The sequence below is a fragment of the Lentzea sp. NPDC006480 genome (genome assembly GCF_040611995.1).
Lineage (GTDB): Bacteria > Actinomycetota > Actinomycetes > Mycobacteriales > Pseudonocardiaceae > Lentzea.
This window is the reverse complement of record NZ_JBEXPJ010000163.1, coordinates 1-20,637: the sequence shown is the minus strand read 5'-3', so window position 1 is coordinate 20,637 and position 20,637 is coordinate 1. Positions and strand designations below refer to the sequence as shown.

The following is a 20,637-nucleotide window of genomic DNA, read 5'->3' as shown; positions in this document are numbered from 1 at the left end:
GCACCGACCTGGTCTGCGCCATCCGGTTCGACGACGACGAGGTCGTGAGCTTCTCGGCGACCGACACCGACGACAGCCTCGCCATCACCGGCGCGCTGGCCGTGCACTGCGAGCAGGCACTGGGAAGACCGGCCGGCACACAACGCCGGATCGGCGCGATGGCCGCGATCACCCTGGCCGGCGCGGGCGGTGCGACCACGGCCGTCTGGGCGGCGTTTCAGACCCCGGAATCAGCCGGCGGCACGCATTTCGGGCTGGCCATGGTCGCGGTCACGGGGTTCGTGACCGCCGTGATCACCGGGACCGCGCTGATCGCTGTTGTGCGGGCGCCTCGACCGGCCCAGGCCTGACGGAGTCGGGGCCCGCCGAATCGGGCCCGGCCGGATTCGGGACGGTCGCGGAGAACACGCCGATGCCCAGCGCGTACGGGTCGTCGAGCCCCACGGTCTTGAGGGTCTCCACCGGCAACGCCAGCAGCGAGATCGCCACGCCCAGGAAGTAGGCGTCCAGCAGCCCCGTGTCACGCACGGTCGAGGGCAGCCCGGCGGCCTGCTGCAGCGCGGCACCCGCCTCGGCGTTCGCCAGCACCATGCCGGACAACGCCTCACGAACGCCCGGCCGGCGCACCGCCTCCAGGTAGAGCTCCACCATCGCGAGCATCTGGGTCGGGTCGTCGGCGACCGCGCGGCGCAGCAGCGCCGGGTACAGCTCGGCGACGTCGGCAGGGCTGATGTCGGCCGGCGTGGTCTCGCGCAGGCGGTCGACGGCGGCTCGGTGCAGCGAGGTCATCCTGGCCGCGCAGGCTTCGAGGATCTTCTCGCGCGTCGGGAAGTAGTTCTTGGTGGTGCCGATGGGGACACCGGCCTCGCGATCGATCGCGCGGTGGGTCAGGCCCCGGCCGCCTTCCACCGCGAGGATCTGGATCGCGGTGTCGCACAGAAGATCACGACGGCTCACGGTCCGGGACCCTAGCAAGATCACCACGGGTGTGGTGAATCGGGGCGAACGTGCTGGTCCCGGCAGTCGCGGTGATCACTCCGCGTTCGACGACCAGGAACAGCCCGCAGACGCATCTGACGTAGGACACCGGACCGTGGCCCGAGGTGTGCACAGAGACGGCGCAGGAGCAGGACCAGGAGCAGGCGGGGCAGGTGGCGATCATGTCCACCAGCGTGATGTCATGGTCTAGTGCATTTCAACCCTTACGGCGGGGCGGCCGCCGAACTCGCCGCGAAGCTGGTCAACGCCGACCCGGCGACACCGGTCATCGACGTGCTGAAATCGTCGGACTACAAGCCGCTGGGCTCCCTCGACGCACAGCAGGAACGTGACGTACGAGACTGGGTCGAAGGCCTGCGCGAGGTCTTCCGCCACCCCACGGTCGAGCTGCTCAACGAACTGCTCGCGCGGTCGTCGACCACGCACTACATCTCCACCCACGACGGCCGCGCGCCCCACCTGCACTACGCGCGCGAGGACGCCCCCACCGACGTACGGGTCAAGGCGTACACGGCGGCGGGCATGGCGGCGTTGTTCTGCGAGGACGCCGGGCGCATCGGCTGGTGCGGCCGCGAGGGCTGCGGCACGGTCTTCGTCGACACCAGCCGCAACGGCAAGCGGCGCTTCTGCTCGACCAAGTGCGCGAACCGCGTCGCCGTGGCCAGCCACCGCCAGCGCCAGTCGGCGTGAGTTCTGGCAGCGTGCACTCAGTCGGCGTGCACTCAGTCGGCGTGAATGCGGTGCCCGAAGCGGGTGTTCTCGAACGACGACTCGCCCCCGAACGCGGCGTCCACGAAGTCCTCCCGGCCGCGGAACCACGTCTGCGCGAACGACGAGGTCCCCGCGAACCAGGCGCGGCGGAACAGCGCGCGGCCCCCGAACCGCACTCCGGAGCAGTCCATGTCGGAGCCGAACCGGGCGCAGGTGAAGTCCGCGCGGCCGGAGAACCGGGTCGCGCGCAGCGTCACCACCCCGGCGGCGTGCATGCCCGAGAACTCGCCGTTGCCGCACACCGTCATCCCGGCCAGGCTCACCCCGCGCGCGAACACCGACTGCGTGAGCAGCAGGTGCCGCCCGAAGAACGCGCGCCGGGCTGAGAACTCGCCCAGGAACGTGGCCTGGTCGAACCGCGTGTCACCCAGGAACCGCGTCCCGTCGAACAGCGCCCTGCCCAGCCGGGCCTCCGACAGGTCGAAGTCCACCAGCGTCGTCTCGCGCAGGTCCACGTCGCAGCCCAGCCAGAACCCCGGCCCGGGACGCAGGTGGGCCAGCAGCGACGCCTGCAGCACCATCCGCCACCGCTGATCCACCTCCGTGCCCGGCCACGGCAGCTCCCGCAGCGCCTCGCACAGCACGTCCACCGCCGGCTGCCGGTTGGCCACGCACCGCTCGCCGTACTCGACCCAGTCCCGCAGCCCGCTCAGCCGCGCGTCGGCCTCCAGCGCCATCAGCCGCGACCGGATGTCCTCCAGCGGTGTCTGTTCGACCCGAGGCACCACCACGTCGTGGTGCAACGAGAGACGGCGACGGCCCAGCGTCACCGCCGCCACGGCCAGAACAGAGGAGGTCGCTGTGAGCCAGCGCGAGAGAGAGGACATGACTCGATGATGTGACCTGGGTCATTACATCGGACAGTGGTGGAGTTCAACGCAGGGTTCAACGCACCGGTCATTTGTCGATGACGTTGTTCAGCCTTCGAGCTCGGTACTCGGTGTAGGGCTCCAGGCCGTAGCCACGCACGCGGTGGTCGGTGCCGTAGTCGCCGCGCTGCTCGTAGGCGTAGTAGCCGAAGTCGCGGCGCGCGGGGTCGACCCAGCGGTCGAAGATCACGACGTGCCGGTCCCGCCAGGTGTCGCCGATGGCGTCGATGACGATGTCGCCGCGCTTGAGCTCGGCCATGCTGATCAACGTGGAGAGGCCAGGGAGGTCCTGCGTGATCGGACCGGGCTTGTCGAGCTTCGCGGCCATCGACACGTACCCGGAGCAGTCCGTGCGGTACCCGTCCTGCCGCCCGTAGATGTCGTACGGCACGCGGCCGCCGTTGTACGCGGTCAGCCAGCTCGCGGCCCGGTTGATGATCTCGTACCGGTAGACCGGGGTCGCGGCTGCCTGCGCCGGTGCCACCAGCGTGCTCAGCGCGACGAGGACGGCGGCGGCCATCGCGAGGACTCTCATGCGGGGAACTCCCATTCCGTAGATCACCGGTCGGCGCTTAGGGTCGGTTCATGGAGCTGACGGAGCTGTGGTTCGCCGGGGTCGCCAGGCAGGCGCGAGCCGTGCGGTCCGGCGAGGTGACCGCACGCGAGCTGGTCGAAGGGCACCTGGACCGCATCGCCGCGCTCGACCCGCAGCTCAACGCGTTCCGCGCGGTGTTCGCCGAGAAAGCCCTGGCCGAAGCCGCCCAAGCCGACGAACGCCAGGCGCGCGGCGAGGACCTGCCGCTGCTGGGCGTGCCGATCGCGGTCAAGGAGGACATCGCGATCGAGGGCCTGCCCACTCCCAAGGGCACGAACGCCGCCCGCACCCCGGAGCCGGCCGACTCGGCGATCGTGCGGCGCCTGCGCGAGGCCGGTGCGGTGATCATCGGCCGCACCCGCATGCCAGAGCTCGGACTGTGGCCCTACACCGAGAGCGGCTGGGCCGGGCCGACGCGCAACCCGTGGTCGCTCACGCACTCCCCCGGCGGTTCCAGCGGTGGTTCCGCGGCCGCTGTGGCGGCGGGTCTCGCGGCGGCCGCGATCGGCACGGACGGCGCGGGCTCGATCCGCATCCCCTCGGCGGTGACCGGGCTGTTCGGGCTCAAGCCCCAGCGCGGCCGCGTGTCGCTCGCACCCGAACGCGAGGTGTGGGGCGGGCTCGTCGTCGCGGGCCCGATCACCCGCACGGTCCTGGACTGGGCGCTGATCGCCGACCAGATCCACGGCGCCGTTCCCGGCGACCCGCACGTCGCCCATCCGCCGCGCACCACCTTCACCGAAGCCGCGCGGGCCGACCCCGGCAAGTTGCGCATCGGGGTGTCGCTGCGGCCGTGGGGGCCGGGCATCACGATCGCCGGCGAGGTCCGCGACGCCGTGCAGGACACCGCCGCGCTGCTCACCGACCTCGGCCACGACGTCGTGCGCGTCGACCCGCCGATGCGTGACGTCGTCGCCTCCACCCAGTTCGCCGTGCGGTACCTGCACAACGCCCACCTGGCGCGCCAGGGCATGGAGTTCCCAGACCTGCTCGAACCCCGCACCCGCGCGGTCGGCGAGCTCGGCCGGCGGCTGCCGCGTGGCCTGGTGCGGTGGGCGACGAAGGACGACGCGGCGCTCACCGCGTACGCGAACCGGATCTTCACCTCCGTGGACGTGCTGCTCACCCCGGCGCTGACCCGCCCGCCGATCCGCGTGGGCGAGTGGGACGGCCGCAACGTCGTCTCGGCACTGCTCGCGGCCTCGCACTACACGTCGTTCCTGCAGCTGTGGAACGTCGTCGGCAACCCCGCCGCCGCTGTTCCCGCCGGTCGCACCTCGTCCGGCCTGCCGCTCGCGGTGCAGCTCGTCGGCCGCCGGCACGACGAGTGCACGCTGCTGTCGGTGTCCGCCCAGCTGGAGCGCGCTCGGCCGTGGGCGGACCGGACCCCCTCCGGCCTCGGTCATGCGAAGTAGGATAGTACGAGGACGGACTATCCGAACTGGTATTGGTCAGAGTCCTCGTCTGGACAACTCGTCGAGCAGTTGACGGTCCGCCACGTGCCGCGACTTGATGTGGTCCAGGTAGTCCGCGAAGGCGTCGGGCTGCAGGCCGCGCAGCTGTTCGAGCCATTCGACGACGAGTTCCTGCTCCTCGATGCCCCGCCGCGCCAGCTCGACCTCGACGATGCGCCGGTACACCTCGACCGCGAGCCTGCTGCCGTCCTGCACGAGGTGGTTCACCAGCTCGGCCCGCAACGGCGGCCACTCGTCGGTGTGCACGACCAGCGCGCGGATCTTGAGGTAGATGTCGAGGTTGGGCCGGGCGAAGAACGCCTCCCGGCACACCGCGACCGCCCGCTGCGGGGTGCCGCGTCTGAGGTGCTCCTCGACGGCGAGGTCGATGAGCCGCAGTGCCGCCCCGCGCCCGCCGACCGCGCGCAGCCCGCGTTCGACCCATTCCAGGGCTTCGTCGGAGCGGGCGTTGTCGCGCAGCACGGTCGCGACCTGCAGGTAGTGCCAGCCCGACGACAGGTCCTTGGACAGCACCAGCAGCTGCAGGTCGACGTCCTCGGTGTACTCGGCGAGCTCCTCCATCACCCGCAGCAGCGCCCAGCGGGTGCGGTCGTAGCGGCCGGTCTCGCCGAACCCGATCACCGGCAGAGGCTCGAACAGCACCACCGCGCGTTCGCGGTAGTGCTGCAGTCCTTCGTCGTCGAGGGCGTCGGCGTAGGCGGCGAGGCTCACGTCGGGGGCTTCGGGGTGCTGCAACTGCAGGTCGAGGAGCCAGTCGGCGAGACGGACGGGATCGGGTCCGGTCTGGGCGCACGCGCGGGCGTGGATGCTCAGCACGCGGTGGGCGAGCTCGGCCAGCTCCACGCGGTGCCGGCGGGTGGCGGCGACGCCATCGGCGAGCTGGGTGACGATCCGCTCGATCAACGCGACCAGCTCCGGGCCGGGGTCGGTGACCAGCAGCGACTGCAGCTCGACGGACACGGCGGTGAGCGCCTGCCAGCGGCCGGGCCAGCCGGAGCTCTCGCTGGCGGGGTTCTCGCTGTCGGCCTCCACGAGGGCGGAAGCGACGGTGGCGGGCAGCGAGTCCATCACAACATCATTCCCGCGTCACCCGGTCGAGTGGAACAGATGTCGCCCTAACGGATTTAAGGTTCACCCCGCGTGGTCAGACGCCTACAGGTCGGCGAGTTTGCGGGAGAGCACCTCGCGCTCGCGTTCGTTGCCGCACAAGCGAATCGCCTGCTCCAGCTCGGCGCGGGCCTCGTCGAGCCGGCCGAGTCGGCGCAGTAGTTCACCGCGTACTCCGGGTAGTTGGTGCGACTCCTTGAACGCGTCCGCGCCCGCCAGCGAGTCGACGATCGGCAGCGCGGCGGCGGGTCCTTGCGCCATGGAGACGGCGACCGCGCGGTTGAGCTCCACGACCGGTGAGGGGGCGAGCCGGCCCAGGGCGTCGTAGAGCACGACGATGCGGGCCCAGTTGGTGTCCTCGACCGATGGTGCCAGCGCGTGGCACTCGGCGATCGCCGCCTGCAGGCCGTAGTAGCCGTAGCCGCGGCCGATGTCGGCGGCTTTCGCCAGCGCCGCACGGCCGCGGGCGATCGCCGAGCGGTCCCAGCGGCGCCGGTCCTGGTCTTCGAGGAGCACCGTCTCGCCGTCGGGTCCGCGGCGGGCCGGGAAGCGGGCGGCGGTCAGCTCCAGCAGGGCGAGCAGGCTGTGGACCTCGTGTTCCTCTGGCATCAGCCGCGACAGGATCCGCGCGAGCCGCTGCGCCTCGCCGGCCAGGTCCAGGCGCATGACCTCGTCGCCGGACGTCGCCGACGAGCCTTCGGTGAAGATCAGGTAGATGACGCTGAGGACCTGCGCGAGACGGGCGGGGCGTTCGTCGACCGGCGGTACCTCGAACGGCACGCCGGCCGCGCCGAGGGTCTTCTTGGCGCGGGTGATCCGGGCCTGCACGGTCGCGGTCGGCACCAGGAACGCCCGCGCGATCTCGTCGCTGGTCAGGCCGCCGATCACGCGCAACGTCAGCGCCACCCCGGCTTCGCGCGACAGCACCGGGTGACACGAGGTGAAGATCAGGGCGAGGGTGTCGTCGTCGATCTGGTCCGGGTCCCACAGCACGTCGTCGGGTGCGGGCGCGGGGTCGGCGCCGGTGAGCGCGCCTCCCTCGGACAGGTGGTGCGCCATCGCCGCGTACTTCTCGTCGCGGTTGCTGCGGCGGCGGAACGCGTCGATCGCCCGCCGCCGGCCGACGGTGAGCAGCCAGCCAGCGGGGTTGTTCGGCACGCCCTCGCGCGGCCACGTCACCAGCGCTTCGGCCAGGGCCTCCTGCGCGAGGTCCTCGGCCAGCGCGAAGTCGCCGGTGTAGCGGGTGAGCGCACCGATGATCCTCGCGGAGTCGATGCGCCACACCGCCGCTACGGCCTTGCGTCCCGTGGGGTCGCTCATGCTCGCCAAAATAGATCAGAGCTGGTTGTTCGCCTCGCGCCAGGCCCGTTCCTTCTTGATCCACTCGTTGTCCTGCGGGAACTCGTCGATCGTGGGCACGCGGCGGATCTCGGTCTTGAACCCGGCGGCGGTCATCGGGGTGCGCTTGGCCCACTCGATCGCGTCCTGGATCGTCGGCACGTTGATCAGGTAGAAGCCGTTGAACAGCTCCTTGGTCTCGCCGTACGGGCCGTCGGTGACGACGGGCGGCTCGCTGGAGAAGTCGACGACCACGCCCTCCTCGGCGGGCGCGAGGCCTTCCGCGGCGATCAGCACACCGGCCTCGATCAGCTCCTCGTTGAACTTGCCGACGGCCTCGAGCATCGTGTCGAAGTCGATCTCGCCGAGGTTCGCCCACGCCTCGTCGGAGGTCACGCGCCAGATCAGCATGAACTTCATGTCGGTCTCTCCCAGTGGTCGTGCGGGTCCGTTGTGGACCCTTTCACGCCCAGGTCGAACGGGCACGCCGTTCGATCGACACGCACCCCGGAAAAAATCGAGCGGCCCGCCCCGGTGTCCGGGACGGGCCGCTCAGGTGGTGCTGTGCTCAGACCTGGTCGTCCGGCTGGTGCAGTGAACGCGGCTGGTCCGCTTCCAGTTCGGGCAGCACCGACGCGGCGGAGACCGGCCGCGGCGAGCTCAGCGGTCCGGGGACCTCCTGGCGTGCCACGGCCTCCGCGGCGGCGACGGCCTCGGCGACCTTCGGATCGGACTTGAGGTCGAACCAGGCGGCGACGCCGTCGTCCTCGTCCTCCGGCCGCGACAGCTCGCCCTCCTCGGCGGCCGGCGGCTCGTAGCGGAACACGCCGTCCTCGCCCGGCGCGCCGAGCATGCGGGCGAACCCTTCGAGCGCCTTGCCGTAGTCGCTGGGGATCATCCACACCTTGTTCGCGTCGCCCTGTGCCATCTGCGGCAGGGTCTGCAGGTACTGGTAGGCCAGCACCTCCGGGGTGGGCTTGCCCGCCTTGATCGCGGCGAAGATCTTCTCGATGGCCTTGGCCTGGCCCTGTGCCTGCAGGTAGCGGGCGGCGCGTTCACCCTGCGCGCGCAGGATCTGCGACTGCCGCTCACCCTCGGCGGACAGGATCGCCGCCTGCTTGCCGCCCTCGGCGGCGAGGATCTGCGACTGCTTCTGGCCCTCGGCCGTCTTGATGGACGACTCGCGCTGGCCCTCGGCGGTGAGGATCATGGCGCGCTTCTCGCGGTCGGCGCGCATCTGCTTCTCCATCGAGTCCTGAATGGACGGTGGAGGGTCGATCGACTTCAGCTCGACGCGGGCGACGCGCAGGCCCCACCGGCCGGTCGCCTCGTCCAGCACGCCGCGCAGCTGACCGTTGATGTGGTCACGCGAGGTGAGCGTCTCTTCGAGGCTCATGCCACCGACGAGGTTGCGCAGCGTCGTGATCGTGAGCTGCTCGACACCGACGATGTAGTTCGAGATCTCGTAGACCGCGCTGCGCGGGTCGGTGACCTGGAAGTAGACGACCGTGTCGATGGACACCGTCAGGTTGTCCTGGGTGATCACCGGCTGCGGCGGGAACGACACGACCTGCTCGCGCAGGTCGATGCGGGCCCGCACCTTGTCGATGAACGGCACGATGATGTTCAGGCCGGGTGCCGCTGTGTTGCGGAAGCGGCCGAGGCGTTCGATGACGGCGGCCTGCGCCTGCGGGATGACCAGTACCGACTTGACGGCGATGGTCAGCACGAAGATCGCGATTACGGCCACGACCACAAGGGTGATCGGGTCCAACTCGGTTCACATCCTTCTGGGTTCACACAGCCGCGATGACCACGGCGGTCGCTCCCGAGATCTCGACAACGGTGACGGCTTCGCCTTCTTCGATCACGGACCCGTCGAGGGTGCGCGCGCTCCAGGTGTCGCCGCCGATCTTGATCTGCCCGCCGTGCTCGTGCACCTGGGACACCGCGATGGCCTTGGCGCCCAGCAGCGCCTCGTGGTGCATCTTGACCCCCGAGCCGAGCTGCAGCCGCTTCTTCACGAACGGCCGGGCCCCGACGATGAGGCCGACCGACGACGCGGCGAACACGAGCACGCTCACCAGGTCGGCGGCGCCCAGTGCGGACACGCCGGCCGCGGCCAGCGCGGCGGCGCCGAGCATGACCAGCACGAAGTCACCGGAGAGAACCTCGGCGACGACGAGGAGTATCCCGACGATCAGCCAGATCAGCGCGGCCATGGGCCCATACATACACCAACGGGGAGCACCCGGCTCCAAGATTCACCGTGCTGGGCCCCCGACCGTGACGAAATCGATCAATCGGCGGTGTCGAAACCGCGCGCGGCCGTTCGTGTGAGAGGTGACAGCGGTTTCCAGGCGAAGGAGTGTGGCGATGCGGACGATCTCCGCGACGATGCTGATGACGCTCGATGGTGTGGTGCAGGCGCCGGGACGTGCCGATGAGGACACCGCCGACGGGTTCGCTTTCGGCGGGTGGGCCGCCGCCTACAGCGACGACGTGCTGGCCGCCGAGATGGGCAAGGGCATGGCACACACCGGGGCCATGGTGTTCGGGCGGCGGACCTGGCAGGACTTCATCACGGCGTGGGCCTCGACGACCGACGGCAACCCGTTCACCACACACATGAACGCAGCCACGAAGTACGTGGTCTCCCGCAGCCTGCCCGATGCTTCGGCGTGGCAGAACTCGGTGCTGCTGCGCGGGATCGACGACGTGGCCGCGCTGGACGGCTCGCTGTCGATCGTCGGCAGCGCGGCACTGGTGCGGTCGCTGCACGCGGCCGGCCTGGTCGACCACTACACGCTGGTGATCCACCCGCTGACGCTGGGCAGCGGCGCGCGGCTGTTCGACGGATCCGCGCCGCTCACGGAGTTCTCGCTTACCAGCAGTGTCACGACGACGAAGGGCGTGATCGTCGCCCACTACGCGCGGGTGGGACGAGCAGCGTGACGGCGTGGGTCAGTCCTGCGGGACGGTGACGAAGTCGATCAGCCGCTCGACCGCGCCGAGCAGGTCGGACTCGACGTCGCGGTAGCTGCTCACGGCGCCGAGCACGCGCTGCCAGCCCTCCCACGTCTCGCCCCAGCCCAGTGCCGCGCAGACGCCTTCCTTCCAGGGAACGCCCCGCGGGATCACCGGCCAGGCCTTGATCTTGACGGCCTGGGGCTTCACGGCCTGCCAGATGTCGACGTACGGGTGCCCGGTGACCAGGACGTCGGCGTTGTGGATCTGGTCGACGATGCGCTGTTCCTTGGAGTTCGCGACGAGGTGGTCGACCAGCACGCCGAGGCGGCGGTGCGGGGCGGTGCCGAACTCGGCGATGCGCGCGGGCAGCTCGTCCACGCCGTCGAGCGGTTCGACGACGATGCCCTCGACGCGCAGGTCGTGGCCCCACACGCGTTCGACGAGCTCGGCGTCGTGCTTGCCCTCGACCCAGATGCGGCTGGCCTTGGCGGTCTGGGCGCGCAGTCCCTCGACTTTCACCGAACCCGAGGCGCTCACGCGGGGTTTCTGGGGCTGTGGCGCGGGTTTGACGAGGGTGACGGGCTGGCCGTCGAGCAGGAACCCGGCCGGGTTGAGCGGGAAGAGGCGGTGGCGGCCGTGCCGGTCCTCCAGCACGACCTGGCCGTACTCGAACTTCACGACGGCGCCGCAGAAGCCGCTCGCGGGGTCCTCGACGACGAGGCCGGGCTCGGCCGGGACCTCCGGGACCTTCTTGCGCTTCGGGGTGTTCAGGATGTCGCGGCCGTAGTCGTGAGATCGCACGGCTCGAAACCCTAGCCGTAGAAGTCGTACAGGGGTTTGAAGGCGGCGATCCAGTCGTGCACGCGGTCGAGATCCACCTCGGCGCCGTGCAGGTCGTGGCCGTCGTGGACGAGGTCCATGAAGTCGAACGCGGGATCGCCCACACAGGCCTGGGGATCGATGGCGACCGGGCCGTGCGGGCCTTGCAGCACGTTGCCGGCGTGGATGTCACCGTGCAGCAGCACCTGGTCGACGTCGTGCCGGGCGAGTTCGCGGGCGCGCTCGTGTTCGGCCGGGTGGTGGGCGCCGGTGAGGTTGGTGATCACGACGTCGAACATGAAGTCGACGTGCGCGCTCAGCGGCGGGAAGCCGGCCGGGTCCGCGGTGTGCAGTTCGGGCACGACGCGGGCAGGGTCGGGGGCGGGGGTGCCGGGAGTGATCGCGTCGAGCAGCAGGGCCCCGCGAGCCAGGTCCGCGTCGAGCAGGCAGACCATCGCGGGCGTGCCGGCCCAGGCGGTCAGCGCGCGTGCCTCGCGAGCGGCGACCTCGAGGTCCGGGGTCAGCTTCAGCACCGCGTGCCCGCCGCCTGCCCCGCACAGGAAGACGGCGCCGTTGCCGCCGGGCATCAGCTTCTCGATCGTGAGGTCCCAGCGGGCGGTCAGGGCGTCGGTCAGGGCGGGCAGCGCGTCGATCCACTCGGTGACGCCGCCGCCGAAGCGTCTGGTCAGCCAGGTCCGGTCGGCGTCTGTGAGCACTCGGCTGACGCTAGCGGCCTGACGCGAAGGCGGCCGCTGTTCGGCGTCGATCGGTCCGTTTCTAGCCGTAGAAGGGTTTGAAGGCACTCAGCCACTCGTGCACCCGGTCCAGGTCGACGTCGGCGCCGTGCAGGTCGTAGCCGCCGTGCACGAAGTCCATCCAGTCGGACGCCGGGTCGCCGACGCACGCGCGGGGGTCGATCGCGACCGGGCCGTGCGGGCCTTGCAGGACGTTGCCGGGGTGCATGTCGCCGTGCAGCAGCACGGGTTTGACGTTGTCCTCGGCCAGTTTGCGGGCGCGGTGGTGCTCGGTGGCGTAGTAGGTGCCGGTGCGGCGGGTCAGGACGGTCTCGAAGAGCAGGTCGACGCGGGCCTTCAACGGCGGGAAGCCGGCCGGGTCCGCGGCGTGCAGTTCAGGCAGCACGCGGGTGGGGTCGGTGGCCTGGGTGCCGGGGTCGATCCGCTGCAGCAGCAGGGCGCCGCGGGCGAGGTCGGTGTCGAGGAGGTCGACCATCGCGGGGGTGTCGGCCCAGGCGGCGAGCGCGCGGGTTTCGAGGGCGGCGATGTCGTGGTCCGGCGTCACCTTCAGCACGGCGTTCGTGCACAGGAACGTCGCGCCGGATCCGCCCGGCATGAGCTCGACGAGGGTGAGGCCCCAGCGGGCGGTGAGGGTGGCGATCAGGTCGGGCAGCGTGTCGATCCACCCGGTCACGTCGGCACCGAAACGTCGGATGAGCCTGGCTCTGGCCGCATCGTCGATCACTGGGTCGATCACCTGACTCAGGCTAGCGAGTCGGCCCCTGCCTGGCGGCGGAACTGGTACTCGGCCAGTGCCGGGCGCCAGAGTCCGTTGGTGTCGAAGCAGGTCGACAGCAGCCGCAGGTCCGCGCCGTCCCCGGCGACGGCGACCTTGCCGTCGATCACCCACTTGTTGGCCGGCAGCAGCGGGACGGGCCAGCCGACCACGACGAGGCGGTCGCACACGAGGCGTTGCAGGCGGCCGCCGTCGTTGTCGACGATCACCGCGGGGGTGTCGAGGTCGAAGTCGCGGACGGTGGCGAGCGGGTAGCGCCGGACCCCGATCTCGGCGAGCGCGTCGGTTCCTGGTCCGATCAGGTGAACTGGCCCGAATCTTCGGGCCAAACCGGCAGCCGCTCGTGCGCCGAGATCGGCGGCGCCCACCACGACGATCCGTTCAAAATAGGCCATGTCAACCGTTTCCCGCATTCACAATTCAAATGTTTCCGCAGGTCAGAATGCTTCGACGAAGATAGGGCCACGATGATCCGCGCGTCAATCGCGGCCCATCTCATTTGGGATATATCAATTCGCGCGGAATAGTCCTGTTGAGACGGGGTGAACCTCTGGGGGGTCGGCGTCGTGTTGTGCTGCATTAACCCCCTCTTCGAGGAAACCTCATGACCACCACCATGGAACGGTTCGACCTGCGGCTGACGCGCGCGTCGCTGCAGTACGCGATCGACTACGGCTGGACGACCGAGGTCAGCGGTACCCGGTTGCTGTTCTCCCCGGCTTCCCACGTGATCGGCCTCGCGGTGCCGTGCGACGAGGCGCTCACGCTCGCCGAGCACCTGTCCGGGCACCGCCTGTCGTATCCGGCGGTGCGGCTTCCCCACCGGCCGGAGTCGATCGTGTTCCTCGCGGTGCCGCGCGGTCTGGCCGCGGCCCCGTGGCCCCTGGTCGAGGTGATGCTGCCGCCGAGCCAGGCCCCCGAGGGCCCGGTGGTGTGGGCGGTGCCGCCACGCCGCAGCCCGCAGCCGATCCCGAGCCTGGTGTCGTTGCTGTCCGCGGTCCGCACCGTCACCAGGTGACAGCGCCCCAGACGATCAGCAGACGATCATCGTCGCCGGCACGCCAGCACTCGCGGATCGCCTCGGCGCTGGTGAGTGTGCTGATCACGGCGTGGCGGGACGGCGGGTTTCGCGCGACGGCAGCCACACCAGCACGACGGTCAGCAGTTCCGCGGCGGTGACCACGGGGATGACGGCGTGGAACATCGGCGAGGACCGCCACGACACGATGCTGAAAGCGGCCGCGAGCAGCTGGACGATGGTCGTGGCGATCTGACCGCGGCCGGTGGCGAGGCGGCGGGCCAGCCACAGGTTGAGGATCGCGAAGACCGCGTGGAAGACGGCGGCGGCGATGAGCGCCACCTCGACGGCGCCGTTGACACCGGCCGGCGGCAGGCCTGGGTTCTCGCGGGCGATCTGGTCGTGCAGCTGGCCGCGTTGCCACCACATGACCGCCGGGATGACGACGTGGACGAGGGCGACGGCGATCAGCAGGAACCGGGCGGCGCGCATGGTCACCTGGTCGATGCTAGAAGGCGGGCCAGGGGATGGCGGGCCAGTCGCCGGAGGGTTCGGGGTAGACGCCGTCGGCGAGGAGTTTGTCCGTGCGCTCCCCCACGGCCCGGACTTCGGCGCGGGTGAGGTGGTCGTGCAGCTGCTCCCCCAGCGAGCCGTCCAACGCGGATCTCAGCCGGCGCAGCGACTCGACGACCGGGGCGCCGAGGGGTTCGCGGGCCCAGCCCCACAGCACGGTGCGGAGCTTGGGTTCGGTGTGCAGGCAGATGCCGTGGTCGACGCCGTACACGCCACCGTCGACGGCGTGCAGGACGTGGCCGCCCTTGCGGTCGGCGTTGTTGACCACGACGTCGAACGCGGACATCAGCGCGATGCGCGGGTGGTCGGCGTGCACGAGGACGGCGGGGTCGCCGAAGCGGTCGTGGGCGTGGAAGACCGGGATCCAGCCGGGCTTGACGTCGTCGACGCCGATGATGTCGACGAGCTCGTCCTCCTCGCGGGTGTCGACCCAGAGCTGGACCATGCCGGAGCCGAACGGGCCGGGGCGCAGCACCGTGGGCGGCACGAGGTCGAGACCGGAGGCGGCCGAGATCAGGTAGGTGGCCACCTCCCGGCCCGCCAGGGTGCCGTCCGGGAAGTCCCACAGCGGGCGTTCGCCGCGCACGGGCTTGTAGACGCACTGGGCGTCGACGCCGTCCAGCGAGATCTTGCAGAACAAGGTGGCGTTGGAGGCGTCGACGAGCCGGCCCTCGACCTCGATGCGGCCGTGGTTGAGCAGTTCCAGGGCCGCGGCGGTGTCCATGGTCAGTCTTCTTCGGTGCGGCGGTAGCCGTTCTGCCGCGGGCAGATGTGGCCGTCCGGGTCGAGGGGTTCCGCGCACAGCGGGCAGGGTTTGCGGCCGGCGTTGACGACGCGGTCGGCTCGCTCGGCGAACGCGCGGGCCGCTCCGGGCGACAGGAAGACCCGCACGGCGTCGGGGCCTTCCTCGGTGTCGTCGAGCACGACGGCTTCGTCGACCTCCTCCTCGGAGACCGCGAGGAGCTCTATCACGACGGCCTTGGACTCGGCGTCCCAGCCGAGTCCCATGGTGCCGACGCGGAACTCCTCCTCGACGGGCACGTCGAGCGGTTCGGTGTCCGGGTCGTCCGGCGGCGGGTCGTCGGGCACGTCGGTGCCGAAGCGGCGTTGCACCTCCTCGAGCAGCGAGCCGATGCGCTCGGCGAGGACCTGGACCTGCTGCTTTTCCAAGGCGACGCTGATCAGCCTGCTCTGCTCGGAGGCCTGCAGGTAGAAGGTGCGGTCGCCGGGCTGCCCGACGGTTCCTGCGACGAACCGGTCGGGTGCGCGGAATACGTGGATGACACGAGCCATGGCCCTTACGACCCTAGGCCACGCGGAGATCGTCGGCAGGTCCTCCCCCACCAAACACTCCGCGTATAGGGTCGGGTTGTGGTGAAGATCGCTTCGTACGGGACCTGGACCTCGCCGATCACGGCCGGCGACACCTCGAAGCCGGGCGGTGGGTTCCAATGGGCCGACCTCGCCGGCGAGCGGGTGTGGTGGGCGGAGAGCCGTCCGGCCGAGGGCGGCAGAGTCGCTCTGGTGCGCGACGGCGCCGAGGTGCTGCCCGCGCCGTGGAACGCCCGCAACCGGGTGCACGAGTACGGCGGCAGGCCGTTCGTGGTGCTGGCCGAGGACCGGGTGGCGTTCACGCACTGGGACGACCAGCGCGTGTACGTGTTCAACCCCGACGACCCCCGGCCGACGCCTCTCACGCCCGAGCCGCAGCGGCACCACGGGTTCCGCTACGCCGACCTGTCCGCGGGTCCGGACGGCGAGGTGTGGTGCGTGCGGGAGACGATCACCGGTGACGCGCGGACCGACGTGCGCCGCGACCTGGTGGCGATCACGCCGTCCGGTGAGGTGCGGGTGCTGGGTTCCTCGCACCACTTCATGACCGGCCCGAAGATCAGCCCGGACGGCACGAAGTTCGCGTGGATCGGCTGGAACCACCCGCAGATGCCGTGGGACGGCACCGAACTCTGCGTCGCCGAAGTCGGTTCGCCCGAACACCGTGTCGTGTCCGGTTCGCAGACCGAGGCGGTGTGCCAGTTCGAGTGGGAGGGCGACTCCCTGCTGGCGCTGACGGACCCGGACGGCTGGTGGAACCTCTTCCGCGTCGGCCTGGACGGGTCGCGCACGAACCTCGCGGCGTGCGAGGAGGAGCTGGGCGGCCCGATGTGGCGGCTGGGCAACCGCTGGTTCGCGACGCTCTCGCCGGGCCGCTACCTGGTGATCCGCAGCGGCCACCTCGCGGTGCTCGACGAGCGGTCAGCGACGGTGACCGATGTGCAGACGGACCTGCCGACGTGGGCGTCGGAGCTGGCGGTGCGCGACGGCGTGGTGATCTGCGGCGCGGCGGGCCCGACGTCGGAGTACGCCGTGGTGCGCCTGGACCTCTCCAACGGCGAGCTCACCTATCTCACGGGTGGCGAGTCCGCCGACGAGGACGCGTATCTGCCGGTGCCGGTGGAGCGGATGTTCGGTGAGATCCCGGCCTACGTGTACCCACCGTCCAATCCGGACTTCGCGGGGCCGGAGGGCGAGCTGCCGCCGTACGTGGTGCACGTGCACGGCGGTCCGACGGGGCGGGCGTTGCCGAAGCTCGACACCGACATCGCCTACTTCACCAGCCGCGGCATCGGCGTGGTGGCGGTGAACTACGGCGGCTCCACTGGCTACGGCCGGGCGTTCCGGGAGCGGCTGCGCGAGCAGTGGGGTGTCGTGGACGTGGAGGACTGCGCGTTCGTGGCCGAGCAGCTGGCGAAGGAGGGCACGGCCGACCCGCAGCGCCTGGGCATCCGCGGCGGCTCGGCCGGCGGGTGGACGTCGGCGGCGTCGCTGACGTCGACGGACGTGTACCAGTGCGGGATGGTCGCGTTCCCGATCCTCGACCTGAAGGGCTGGACGTCGGAGGGCGGCGAGACGCACGACTTCGAGTCCCGCTACGTCGAGGGCCTCGTGGGCACGCTGCCGGAGGCCGAGTCCCGCTACGCCGAGCGCTCGCCGTCGTCGAAGGCGCGGTCGGTGTCGGGGCCGGTGCTGTTGTTGCAGGGCCTGGAGGACGAGATCTGCCCGCCGGAGCAGGCGGACCGGTTCGCGGCGGATCTGGCGGGGTCGGGGATCCGGCACGCCTACATCACGTTCGAGGGCGAGCAGCACGGGTTCCGCAAGGCCGAGAACATCAAGACGGCGCTGGAGGCCGAGCTGTCCTTCTACGGGCAGGTGTTCGGGTTCGTGCCGCCGGGTGTGCCGGTGCTCGAACTGTCCGAATGACGCTGTCCGCCGGGGACCGGGTCGCGCTGGTGTCACCGGCCGGCCCGGCCGTCCCCTCGAAAGTCGCCGCGGGGATCGCGGTGCTGCGGTCGTGGGGGCTGGAGGTCACCACACCTGTGGTGGCGCCGTGGTCGTTGCCTTATCTGGCGGGGTCCGACGAGGCGCGGGCCGAGGAGTTCGTGACGGCGTGGTGCTCCGACGTGGCCGCGGTCGTGTGCGTGCGGGGCGGGTACGGGTGTCTGCGGATGGCCGACCTGGTGCCGTGGCAGGACCTGCCGTCTCGGGTGTTCGTGGGCTCGTCGGACGTGACGGTGCTGCACACCGAGCTGAACCTGGCCGGTCAGCCGACGGTGTTCGGGCCGATGCCGGGCACCTCGGATTTCGTCGACGACCCGCTGGCGCAGGAACGGCTCCGGGCCCTGCTGTTCGAGGGGGTGTCGTCGTGGACGGCGGGAACGCCGGTGGTGCCGGGGACGGCGCGTGGAGTGCTCACGGGCGGGAACGCGGCGTTGCTCGCGGCGGCGGTGGGCGGGCCTCGCTGGGCGCGGCCGGCCGACGGTGCGATCGCGTTGCTGGAGGACATCGGTGAGGAGCCGTACCGGCTGGACCGGATCCTGACGCAGCTGCTGCGGGCGGGGTGGTTCGCGCCGGTGTCGGGGATCGTGCTGGGGTCGTGGACGGACTGCGGTGACGTGTCGTCGGTGCTGCACGACCGGCTGTCCGGGCTGGGGGTGCCGATCCTGGGTGACTTCGGGTTCGGGCACTGCGCCGGGCAGTGGTCGCTGCCGCTCGGGGTGGAGGCGGTCCTGGACACCTCCGCCCGTTCGCTGCGGCTGGTCTAGGCCGAGTCCTGGGCCGGAAATCCGCCGGCTCTGTTGCTGTTGGGCGAAAGGCACGCTGGTACGGCCGGTTCGTACGTACGTGCCTTTCGTCCCGAACGCGGCTTGGACGGCGGGTTGTTGGCGCGGGGCGCTAGTTGTTGGCGGCTTCGCGGGCCGCGAGGGCGGCCCGGCAGGCGTGCACGAAGTCCCAGAACACCTCGGTGGTGGTGTGCCGGCGGTTGGGACGGGAGTTCTCGGCGAACATCGCGTTGCGCAGCGGCGTGGTGAGCTCCAGCTGGCCGCCCTGCCGGGAGCGGGTGCGGTTGGCGATGTTGGCGCGGTCGTAGCCACCGAGGATCGGGTGGTCGACGGCGTCGACGGTGTGGAAGCCGGCGCGGCGCAGCCTGGTCAGCAGCTCCAGGCGCAGCAGGGCGTCGCGGCCGCCGACGAGCACGGCCCGGTCGTGGTCCTCCAGGCCCGCCGCGGCGGCGGTGCAGCCGTGCAGGCCCAGCGCGTGCGAGGCGCCGGTGACGAGGGTGCGGGCCACGCGGTCGTCGCAGTTGGACGAGGTGACGTGCAGCTCGTCGTTGGCGACCGGCCGCAGGCCCTCGAACATCCAGTAGTCGTGGGTCTGGCCGATCGGCACGCGCGTGCCGGGGTGGTAGCCCGCGATGGCGAGGCAGAGTTCGGAGGTGCCGATCTCGATGCCGCCGCCGTGCGGGGCCAGGACGACCGACGGGGTGCGGGGCCGGTGGCGCTTGAAGCGACGCCGGTAGTCCACTCGTTCCACCAGTCGGGGATCGGCGTAGAGGTCGGTGTTGGACGCGTAGACGTCTAACGCCGTCCACTGAGGCTGGGGTCTCATGGCGGGCAGCAGCCTACCTGGCGTCACCCGGTCGGCCGCCGCCCGCCGGGTGAGTCACGCGTCGATCTGCTTGGGCGCGTCGTCGTTCTCGGACGAGCTGATCGCGATCTTGCGGGGCTTCGCGCGTTCCGCGATGGGGATGCGCAGCGTCAGCACGCCCGCGTCGTACTTGGCGTCGATCTGGTCGGTGTCGAGGGTGTCCCCCAGGAACAGCTGGCGCGAGAACGCGCCCAGCGGCCGTTCCGACACCTGCATCTCGACGTCCCTGCCGATCGGACGGCGCTCGGCCTTGACGGTGAGCACGTTGCGCTCGACGTCGAGCTCGATGGCGTCCGGAGTGACGCCCGGCAGGTCGAAGCACACGACGAACTGGTCACCGTCGCGGTAGGCGTCCATCGGCATCGCCGTGGGACGCGACCACGTGCCCGGGGTGCCGAACACCTGCTGGGTCAGCCGGTCCAGCTCGCGGAACGGGTCGGTACGCATCAACATCTGACTCCTCCTCGGTCTGCGTGGGCTGTCAATGCGCTGTGCCTCTGTTGTAGCATGTCGTCGGAACGATGACAAGTGCCGAGCGTCATCGGAAGGACGACATGACGAGTGACTACGAGACAGTGCGCGAGACGGCCGCCTCGCCCGGTGACGCGACGCAGGTGCTGGCCGCGCTGATGCTGCTGCGGGAGCTGCGCGACGAGCTGTCCGGGTGGGAGCCGCAGCTGATCGAGGCGGCGCGCGCCCTGGGCACGAGCTGGGCCGATCTCGCCCCGGCGCTGGGAGTGGCCAGTCGTCAGGCGGCGGAGAAGCGGTACCTGCGGGTGCGGCGCACGGGTGCGGCCGGCACCCAGGACGGGCAGGTGCGGGCCGAGCGTGATCGGCGGGCGGGCGACAGGGCCGTGGCGGCGTGGGCGCGGGACAACGCCGCGGTGCTGCGGATGCTGGCCGCACGGGTCGGGCCGCACTCGGAGGCGGTGCAGCGGGCGCTCGGCGGCGAGGACGCGGCGGGGCTGCTCGGGCCGCTGGCGGAGGCCGGGCCGGGCCTGCGGGTGGGGCATCCCGGGTTGGCGGAACAGATCGCGGAGATCGGCGTGCACACCGACCGGTTGCGCACCGACGCGCAGAACCGCCGCAGTGGCTCGTAAAGTCACGCGGGGACCTTTCGTTTGGTTGGAGCGCGCGAAAGGGCCCCGCGTGGGGCGAGCTACAGGTACTTCTTGAGTTCCCGCTTGGCCAGCGACATGCGGTGGACCTCGTCGGGGCCGTCGGCGATGCGCAGGGTGCGGGTGGCGGCCCACAGCTCGGCCAGCGGGAAGTCCTGGCTGACGCCCGCGCCGCCGTGGGCCTGGATGGCCTTGTCGAGGACCCATTCGGTCATCAGCGGGGTGCCGATCTTGATGGCCTGGATCTCGGTGTGGGCGCCCTTGTTGCCGACGGTGTCCATCAGCCACGCGGTCTTGAGCACGAGCAGGCGGGCCTGTTCGATGCGGACGCGGGACTCGGCGATCCACTCGTGCACGACGCCCTGGGTGGCGATGGGCCTGCCGAACGCGACGCGGGACGAGACGCGCTTGCACATCAGCTCGAGGGCGCGTTCGGCCATGCCGATCAGGCGCATGCAGTGGTGGATGCGGC

26 protein-coding genes are annotated in these 20,637 nt (G+C 70.9%); 8 read left to right on the top strand and 18 right to left on the bottom strand.

The window, feature by feature from the left end; translation table 11 throughout:
* Positions 1-350: hypothetical protein (locus tag ABZX92_RS38200; RefSeq protein WP_355570346.1), on the top strand; the 350-nt coding region annotated here is incomplete at its 5' end.
* Here ABZX92_RS38200 and ABZX92_RS38195 read toward each other — a convergent pair.
* The gene (locus ABZX92_RS38195) at positions 295-957 is read right to left on the bottom strand and encodes a TetR/AcrR family transcriptional regulator (protein WP_355570345.1); all 663 of its coding nucleotides are present in this window, start codon (positions 955-957) and stop codon (positions 295-297) included. The genes ABZX92_RS38200 and ABZX92_RS38195 overlap by 56 nt on opposite strands.
* 231 nt (positions 958-1,188) lie before the next feature.
* Here ABZX92_RS38195 and ABZX92_RS38190 point away from each other — a divergent pair, with 231 nt between their 5' ends.
* Positions 1,189-1,689, top strand: coding sequence for a CGNR zinc finger domain-containing protein (locus ABZX92_RS38190; protein ID WP_355570344.1), 501 nt, complete (start codon positions 1,189-1,191; stop codon positions 1,687-1,689).
* Between the two features lie 32 nt (positions 1,690-1,721).
* Here ABZX92_RS38190 and ABZX92_RS38185 read toward each other — a convergent pair whose 3' ends face one another.
* Together ABZX92_RS38185 and ABZX92_RS38180 are read right to left on the bottom strand one after the other, a co-directional pair.
* Positions 1,722-2,597 carry a pentapeptide repeat-containing protein gene (locus ABZX92_RS38185; RefSeq protein ID WP_355570343.1) on the bottom strand — a complete coding sequence of 292 codons (876 nt, stop codon included), beginning with the start codon at positions 2,595-2,597 and terminating at the stop codon, positions 1,722-1,724.
* A 70-nt stretch (positions 2,598-2,667) separates the two neighbouring features.
* Complete coding sequence (locus tag ABZX92_RS38180; protein ID WP_355570342.1) at positions 2,668-3,174, bottom strand: hypothetical protein; 507 nt, start codon at positions 3,172-3,174, stop codon at positions 2,668-2,670.
* A 50-nt stretch (positions 3,175-3,224) separates the two neighbouring features.
* Between ABZX92_RS38180 and ABZX92_RS38175 the strand changes: the two genes are divergently transcribed.
* Positions 3,225-4,649, top strand: coding sequence for an amidase (locus ABZX92_RS38175; protein WP_355570341.1), 1,425 nt, complete (start codon positions 3,225-3,227; stop codon positions 4,647-4,649).
* Positions 4,650-4,685: 36 nt separating this feature from the next.
* Here the strand turns inward: ABZX92_RS38175 and ABZX92_RS38170 are convergent, their stop codons facing one another.
* From ABZX92_RS38170 to ABZX92_RS38150, 5 genes are all read right to left on the bottom strand, one after another.
* Entirely contained in the window at positions 4,686-5,777 is a 1,092-nt protein-coding gene (locus ABZX92_RS38170; protein ID WP_355570340.1) for a hypothetical protein, read from the bottom strand.
* An 84-nt stretch (positions 5,778-5,861) separates the two neighbouring features.
* The gene (locus ABZX92_RS38165) at positions 5,862-7,136 is read right to left on the bottom strand and encodes an RNA polymerase sigma factor (protein ID WP_355570339.1); all 1,275 of its coding nucleotides are present in this window, start codon (positions 7,134-7,136) and stop codon (positions 5,862-5,864) included.
* A gap of 15 nt (positions 7,137-7,151) precedes the next feature.
* Positions 7,152-7,574: a YciI family protein gene (locus tag ABZX92_RS38160; protein WP_355570338.1), complete on the bottom strand. Its 423-nt coding sequence runs from the start codon at positions 7,572-7,574 to the stop codon at positions 7,152-7,154.
* Between the two features lie 148 nt (positions 7,575-7,722).
* Positions 7,723-8,919 carry an SPFH domain-containing protein gene (locus ABZX92_RS38155; RefSeq protein WP_355570347.1) on the bottom strand — a complete coding sequence of 399 codons (1,197 nt, stop codon included), beginning with the start codon at positions 8,917-8,919 and terminating at the stop codon, positions 7,723-7,725.
* A gap of 31 nt (positions 8,920-8,950) precedes the next feature.
* Positions 8,951-9,376: an NfeD family protein gene (locus tag ABZX92_RS38150; RefSeq protein WP_355570337.1), complete on the bottom strand. Its 426-nt coding sequence runs from the start codon at positions 9,374-9,376 to the stop codon at positions 8,951-8,953.
* A 154-nt stretch (positions 9,377-9,530) separates the two neighbouring features.
* On the opposite strand from ABZX92_RS38150, the gene ABZX92_RS38145 reads away from it, so the two are divergent.
* Positions 9,531-10,109, top strand: a complete 579-nt coding sequence (locus ABZX92_RS38145; protein ID WP_355570336.1) for a dihydrofolate reductase family protein — start codon at positions 9,531-9,533, stop codon at positions 10,107-10,109.
* A gap of 9 nt (positions 10,110-10,118) precedes the next feature.
* Here ABZX92_RS38145 and ABZX92_RS38140 read toward each other — a convergent pair whose 3' ends face one another.
* The 4 genes from ABZX92_RS38140 to ABZX92_RS38125 form a co-directional block, all read right to left on the bottom strand.
* Entirely contained in the window at positions 10,119-10,925 is an 807-nt protein-coding gene (locus ABZX92_RS38140) for a DUF3097 domain-containing protein (RefSeq protein ID WP_355570335.1), read from the bottom strand.
* Positions 10,926-10,936: 11 nt separating this feature from the next.
* Positions 10,937-11,659 carry an aminoglycoside phosphotransferase family protein gene (locus tag ABZX92_RS38135; protein WP_355570334.1) on the bottom strand — a complete coding sequence of 241 codons (723 nt, stop codon included), beginning with the start codon at positions 11,657-11,659 and terminating at the stop codon, positions 10,937-10,939.
* A gap of 61 nt (positions 11,660-11,720) precedes the next feature.
* Positions 11,721-12,434: an aminoglycoside phosphotransferase family protein gene (locus ABZX92_RS38130; RefSeq protein WP_355570333.1), complete on the bottom strand. Its 714-nt coding sequence runs from the start codon at positions 12,432-12,434 to the stop codon at positions 11,721-11,723.
* A gap of 5 nt (positions 12,435-12,439) precedes the next feature.
* A complete protein-coding gene (locus tag ABZX92_RS38125) occupies positions 12,440-12,868 on the bottom strand; it encodes a hypothetical protein (protein WP_355570332.1) in 429 nt (142 codons plus the stop codon).
* A gap of 209 nt (positions 12,869-13,077) precedes the next feature.
* Here ABZX92_RS38125 and ABZX92_RS38120 point away from each other — a divergent pair, with 209 nt between their 5' ends.
* Complete coding sequence (locus ABZX92_RS38120) at positions 13,078-13,491, top strand: hypothetical protein (RefSeq protein ID WP_355570331.1); 414 nt, start codon at positions 13,078-13,080, stop codon at positions 13,489-13,491.
* Between the two features lie 84 nt (positions 13,492-13,575).
* On the opposite strand, the gene ABZX92_RS38115 is transcribed toward ABZX92_RS38120, so the two are convergent.
* The 3 genes from ABZX92_RS38115 to ABZX92_RS38105 are packed head-to-tail and all read right to left on the bottom strand — an operon-like array spanning position 13,576 to position 15,357.
* The gene (locus ABZX92_RS38115; RefSeq protein WP_355570330.1) at positions 13,576-13,989 is read right to left on the bottom strand and encodes a hypothetical protein; all 414 of its coding nucleotides are present in this window, start codon (positions 13,987-13,989) and stop codon (positions 13,576-13,578) included.
* A 10-nt stretch (positions 13,990-13,999) separates the two neighbouring features.
* On the bottom strand, positions 14,000-14,788 hold the full coding sequence (locus ABZX92_RS38110; protein WP_355570329.1) for an SCO1664 family protein: 789 nt from the start codon (positions 14,786-14,788) through the stop codon (positions 14,000-14,002).
* A gap of 2 nt (positions 14,789-14,790) precedes the next feature.
* Complete coding sequence (locus ABZX92_RS38105; protein WP_355570328.1) at positions 14,791-15,357, bottom strand: DUF3090 domain-containing protein; 567 nt, start codon at positions 15,355-15,357, stop codon at positions 14,791-14,793.
* Between the two features lie 78 nt (positions 15,358-15,435).
* On the opposite strand from ABZX92_RS38105, the gene ABZX92_RS38100 reads away from it, so the two are divergent.
* Together ABZX92_RS38100 and ABZX92_RS38095 are read left to right on the top strand one after the other, a co-directional pair.
* On the top strand, positions 15,436-17,322 hold the full coding sequence (locus ABZX92_RS38100) for a prolyl oligopeptidase family serine peptidase (RefSeq protein WP_355570327.1): 1,887 nt from the start codon (positions 15,436-15,438) through the stop codon (positions 17,320-17,322).
* The gene (locus ABZX92_RS38095) at positions 17,319-18,164 is read left to right on the top strand and encodes an LD-carboxypeptidase (RefSeq protein WP_355570326.1); all 846 of its coding nucleotides are present in this window, start codon (positions 17,319-17,321) and stop codon (positions 18,162-18,164) included. Before ABZX92_RS38100 ends, ABZX92_RS38095 begins: the two co-directional genes overlap by 4 nt.
* A gap of 130 nt (positions 18,165-18,294) precedes the next feature.
* Here the strand turns inward: ABZX92_RS38095 and ABZX92_RS38090 are convergent, their stop codons facing one another.
* Positions 18,295-19,008, bottom strand: coding sequence for a poly-gamma-glutamate hydrolase family protein (locus ABZX92_RS38090; protein WP_355570325.1), 714 nt, complete (start codon positions 19,006-19,008; stop codon positions 18,295-18,297).
* Between the two features lie 54 nt (positions 19,009-19,062).
* A complete protein-coding gene (locus ABZX92_RS38085) occupies positions 19,063-19,500 on the bottom strand; it encodes an Hsp20/alpha crystallin family protein (protein WP_355570324.1) in 438 nt (145 codons plus the stop codon).
* 101 nt (positions 19,501-19,601) lie between these two features.
* On the opposite strand from ABZX92_RS38085, the gene ABZX92_RS38080 reads away from it, so the two are divergent.
* Positions 19,602-20,147: an HSP18 transcriptional regulator gene (locus ABZX92_RS38080; RefSeq protein ID WP_355570323.1), complete on the top strand. Its 546-nt coding sequence runs from the start codon at positions 19,602-19,604 to the stop codon at positions 20,145-20,147.
* A gap of 59 nt (positions 20,148-20,206) precedes the next feature.
* On the opposite strand, the gene ABZX92_RS38075 is transcribed toward ABZX92_RS38080, so the two are convergent.
* A partial coding sequence (locus ABZX92_RS38075; RefSeq protein WP_355570322.1) for an acyl-CoA dehydrogenase family protein occupies positions 20,207-20,637 on the bottom strand: 431 nt, incomplete at its 5' end.

Coding starts and splice junctions, on each gene's coding strand:
- ABZX92_RS38185 (WP_355570343.1), bottom strand. CDS start 2,597: ATGTCCTCTCTCTCGCGCTGGCTCACAGCGACCTCCTCTGTTCTGGCC.
- ABZX92_RS38180 (WP_355570342.1), bottom strand. CDS start 3,174: ATGAGAGTCCTCGCGATGGCCGCCGCCGTCCTCGTCGCGCTGAGCACG.
- ABZX92_RS38175 (WP_355570341.1), top strand. CDS start 3,225: ATGGAGCTGACGGAGCTGTGGTTCGCCGGGGTCGCCAGGCAGGCGCGA.
- ABZX92_RS38170 (WP_355570340.1), bottom strand. CDS start 5,777: ATGGACTCGCTGCCCGCCACCGTCGCTTCCGCCCTCGTGGAGGCCGAC.
- ABZX92_RS38165 (WP_355570339.1), bottom strand. CDS start 7,136: ATGAGCGACCCCACGGGACGCAAGGCCGTAGCGGCGGTGTGGCGCATC.
- ABZX92_RS38160 (WP_355570338.1), bottom strand. CDS start 7,574: ATGAAGTTCATGCTGATCTGGCGCGTGACCTCCGACGAGGCGTGGGCG.
- ABZX92_RS38150 (WP_355570337.1), bottom strand. CDS start 9,376: ATGGCCGCGCTGATCTGGCTGATCGTCGGGATACTCCTCGTCGTCGCC.
- ABZX92_RS38145 (WP_355570336.1), top strand. CDS start 9,531: ATGCGGACGATCTCCGCGACGATGCTGATGACGCTCGATGGTGTGGTG.
- ABZX92_RS38125 (WP_355570332.1), bottom strand. CDS start 12,868: ATGGCCTATTTTGAACGGATCGTCGTGGTGGGCGCCGCCGATCTCGGC.
- ABZX92_RS38120 (WP_355570331.1), top strand. CDS start 13,078: ATGACCACCACCATGGAACGGTTCGACCTGCGGCTGACGCGCGCGTCG.
- ABZX92_RS38110 (WP_355570329.1), bottom strand. CDS start 14,788: ATGGACACCGCCGCGGCCCTGGAACTGCTCAACCACGGCCGCATCGAG.
- ABZX92_RS38105 (WP_355570328.1), bottom strand. CDS start 15,357: ATGGCTCGTGTCATCCACGTATTCCGCGCACCCGACCGGTTCGTCGCA.
- ABZX92_RS38095 (WP_355570326.1), top strand. CDS start 17,319: ATGACGCTGTCCGCCGGGGACCGGGTCGCGCTGGTGTCACCGGCCGGC.
- ABZX92_RS38090 (WP_355570325.1), bottom strand. CDS start 19,008: ATGAGACCCCAGCCTCAGTGGACGGCGTTAGACGTCTACGCGTCCAAC.
- ABZX92_RS38085 (WP_355570324.1), bottom strand. CDS start 19,500: ATGTTGATGCGTACCGACCCGTTCCGCGAGCTGGACCGGCTGACCCAG.
- ABZX92_RS38080 (WP_355570323.1), top strand. CDS start 19,602: ATGACGAGTGACTACGAGACAGTGCGCGAGACGGCCGCCTCGCCCGGT.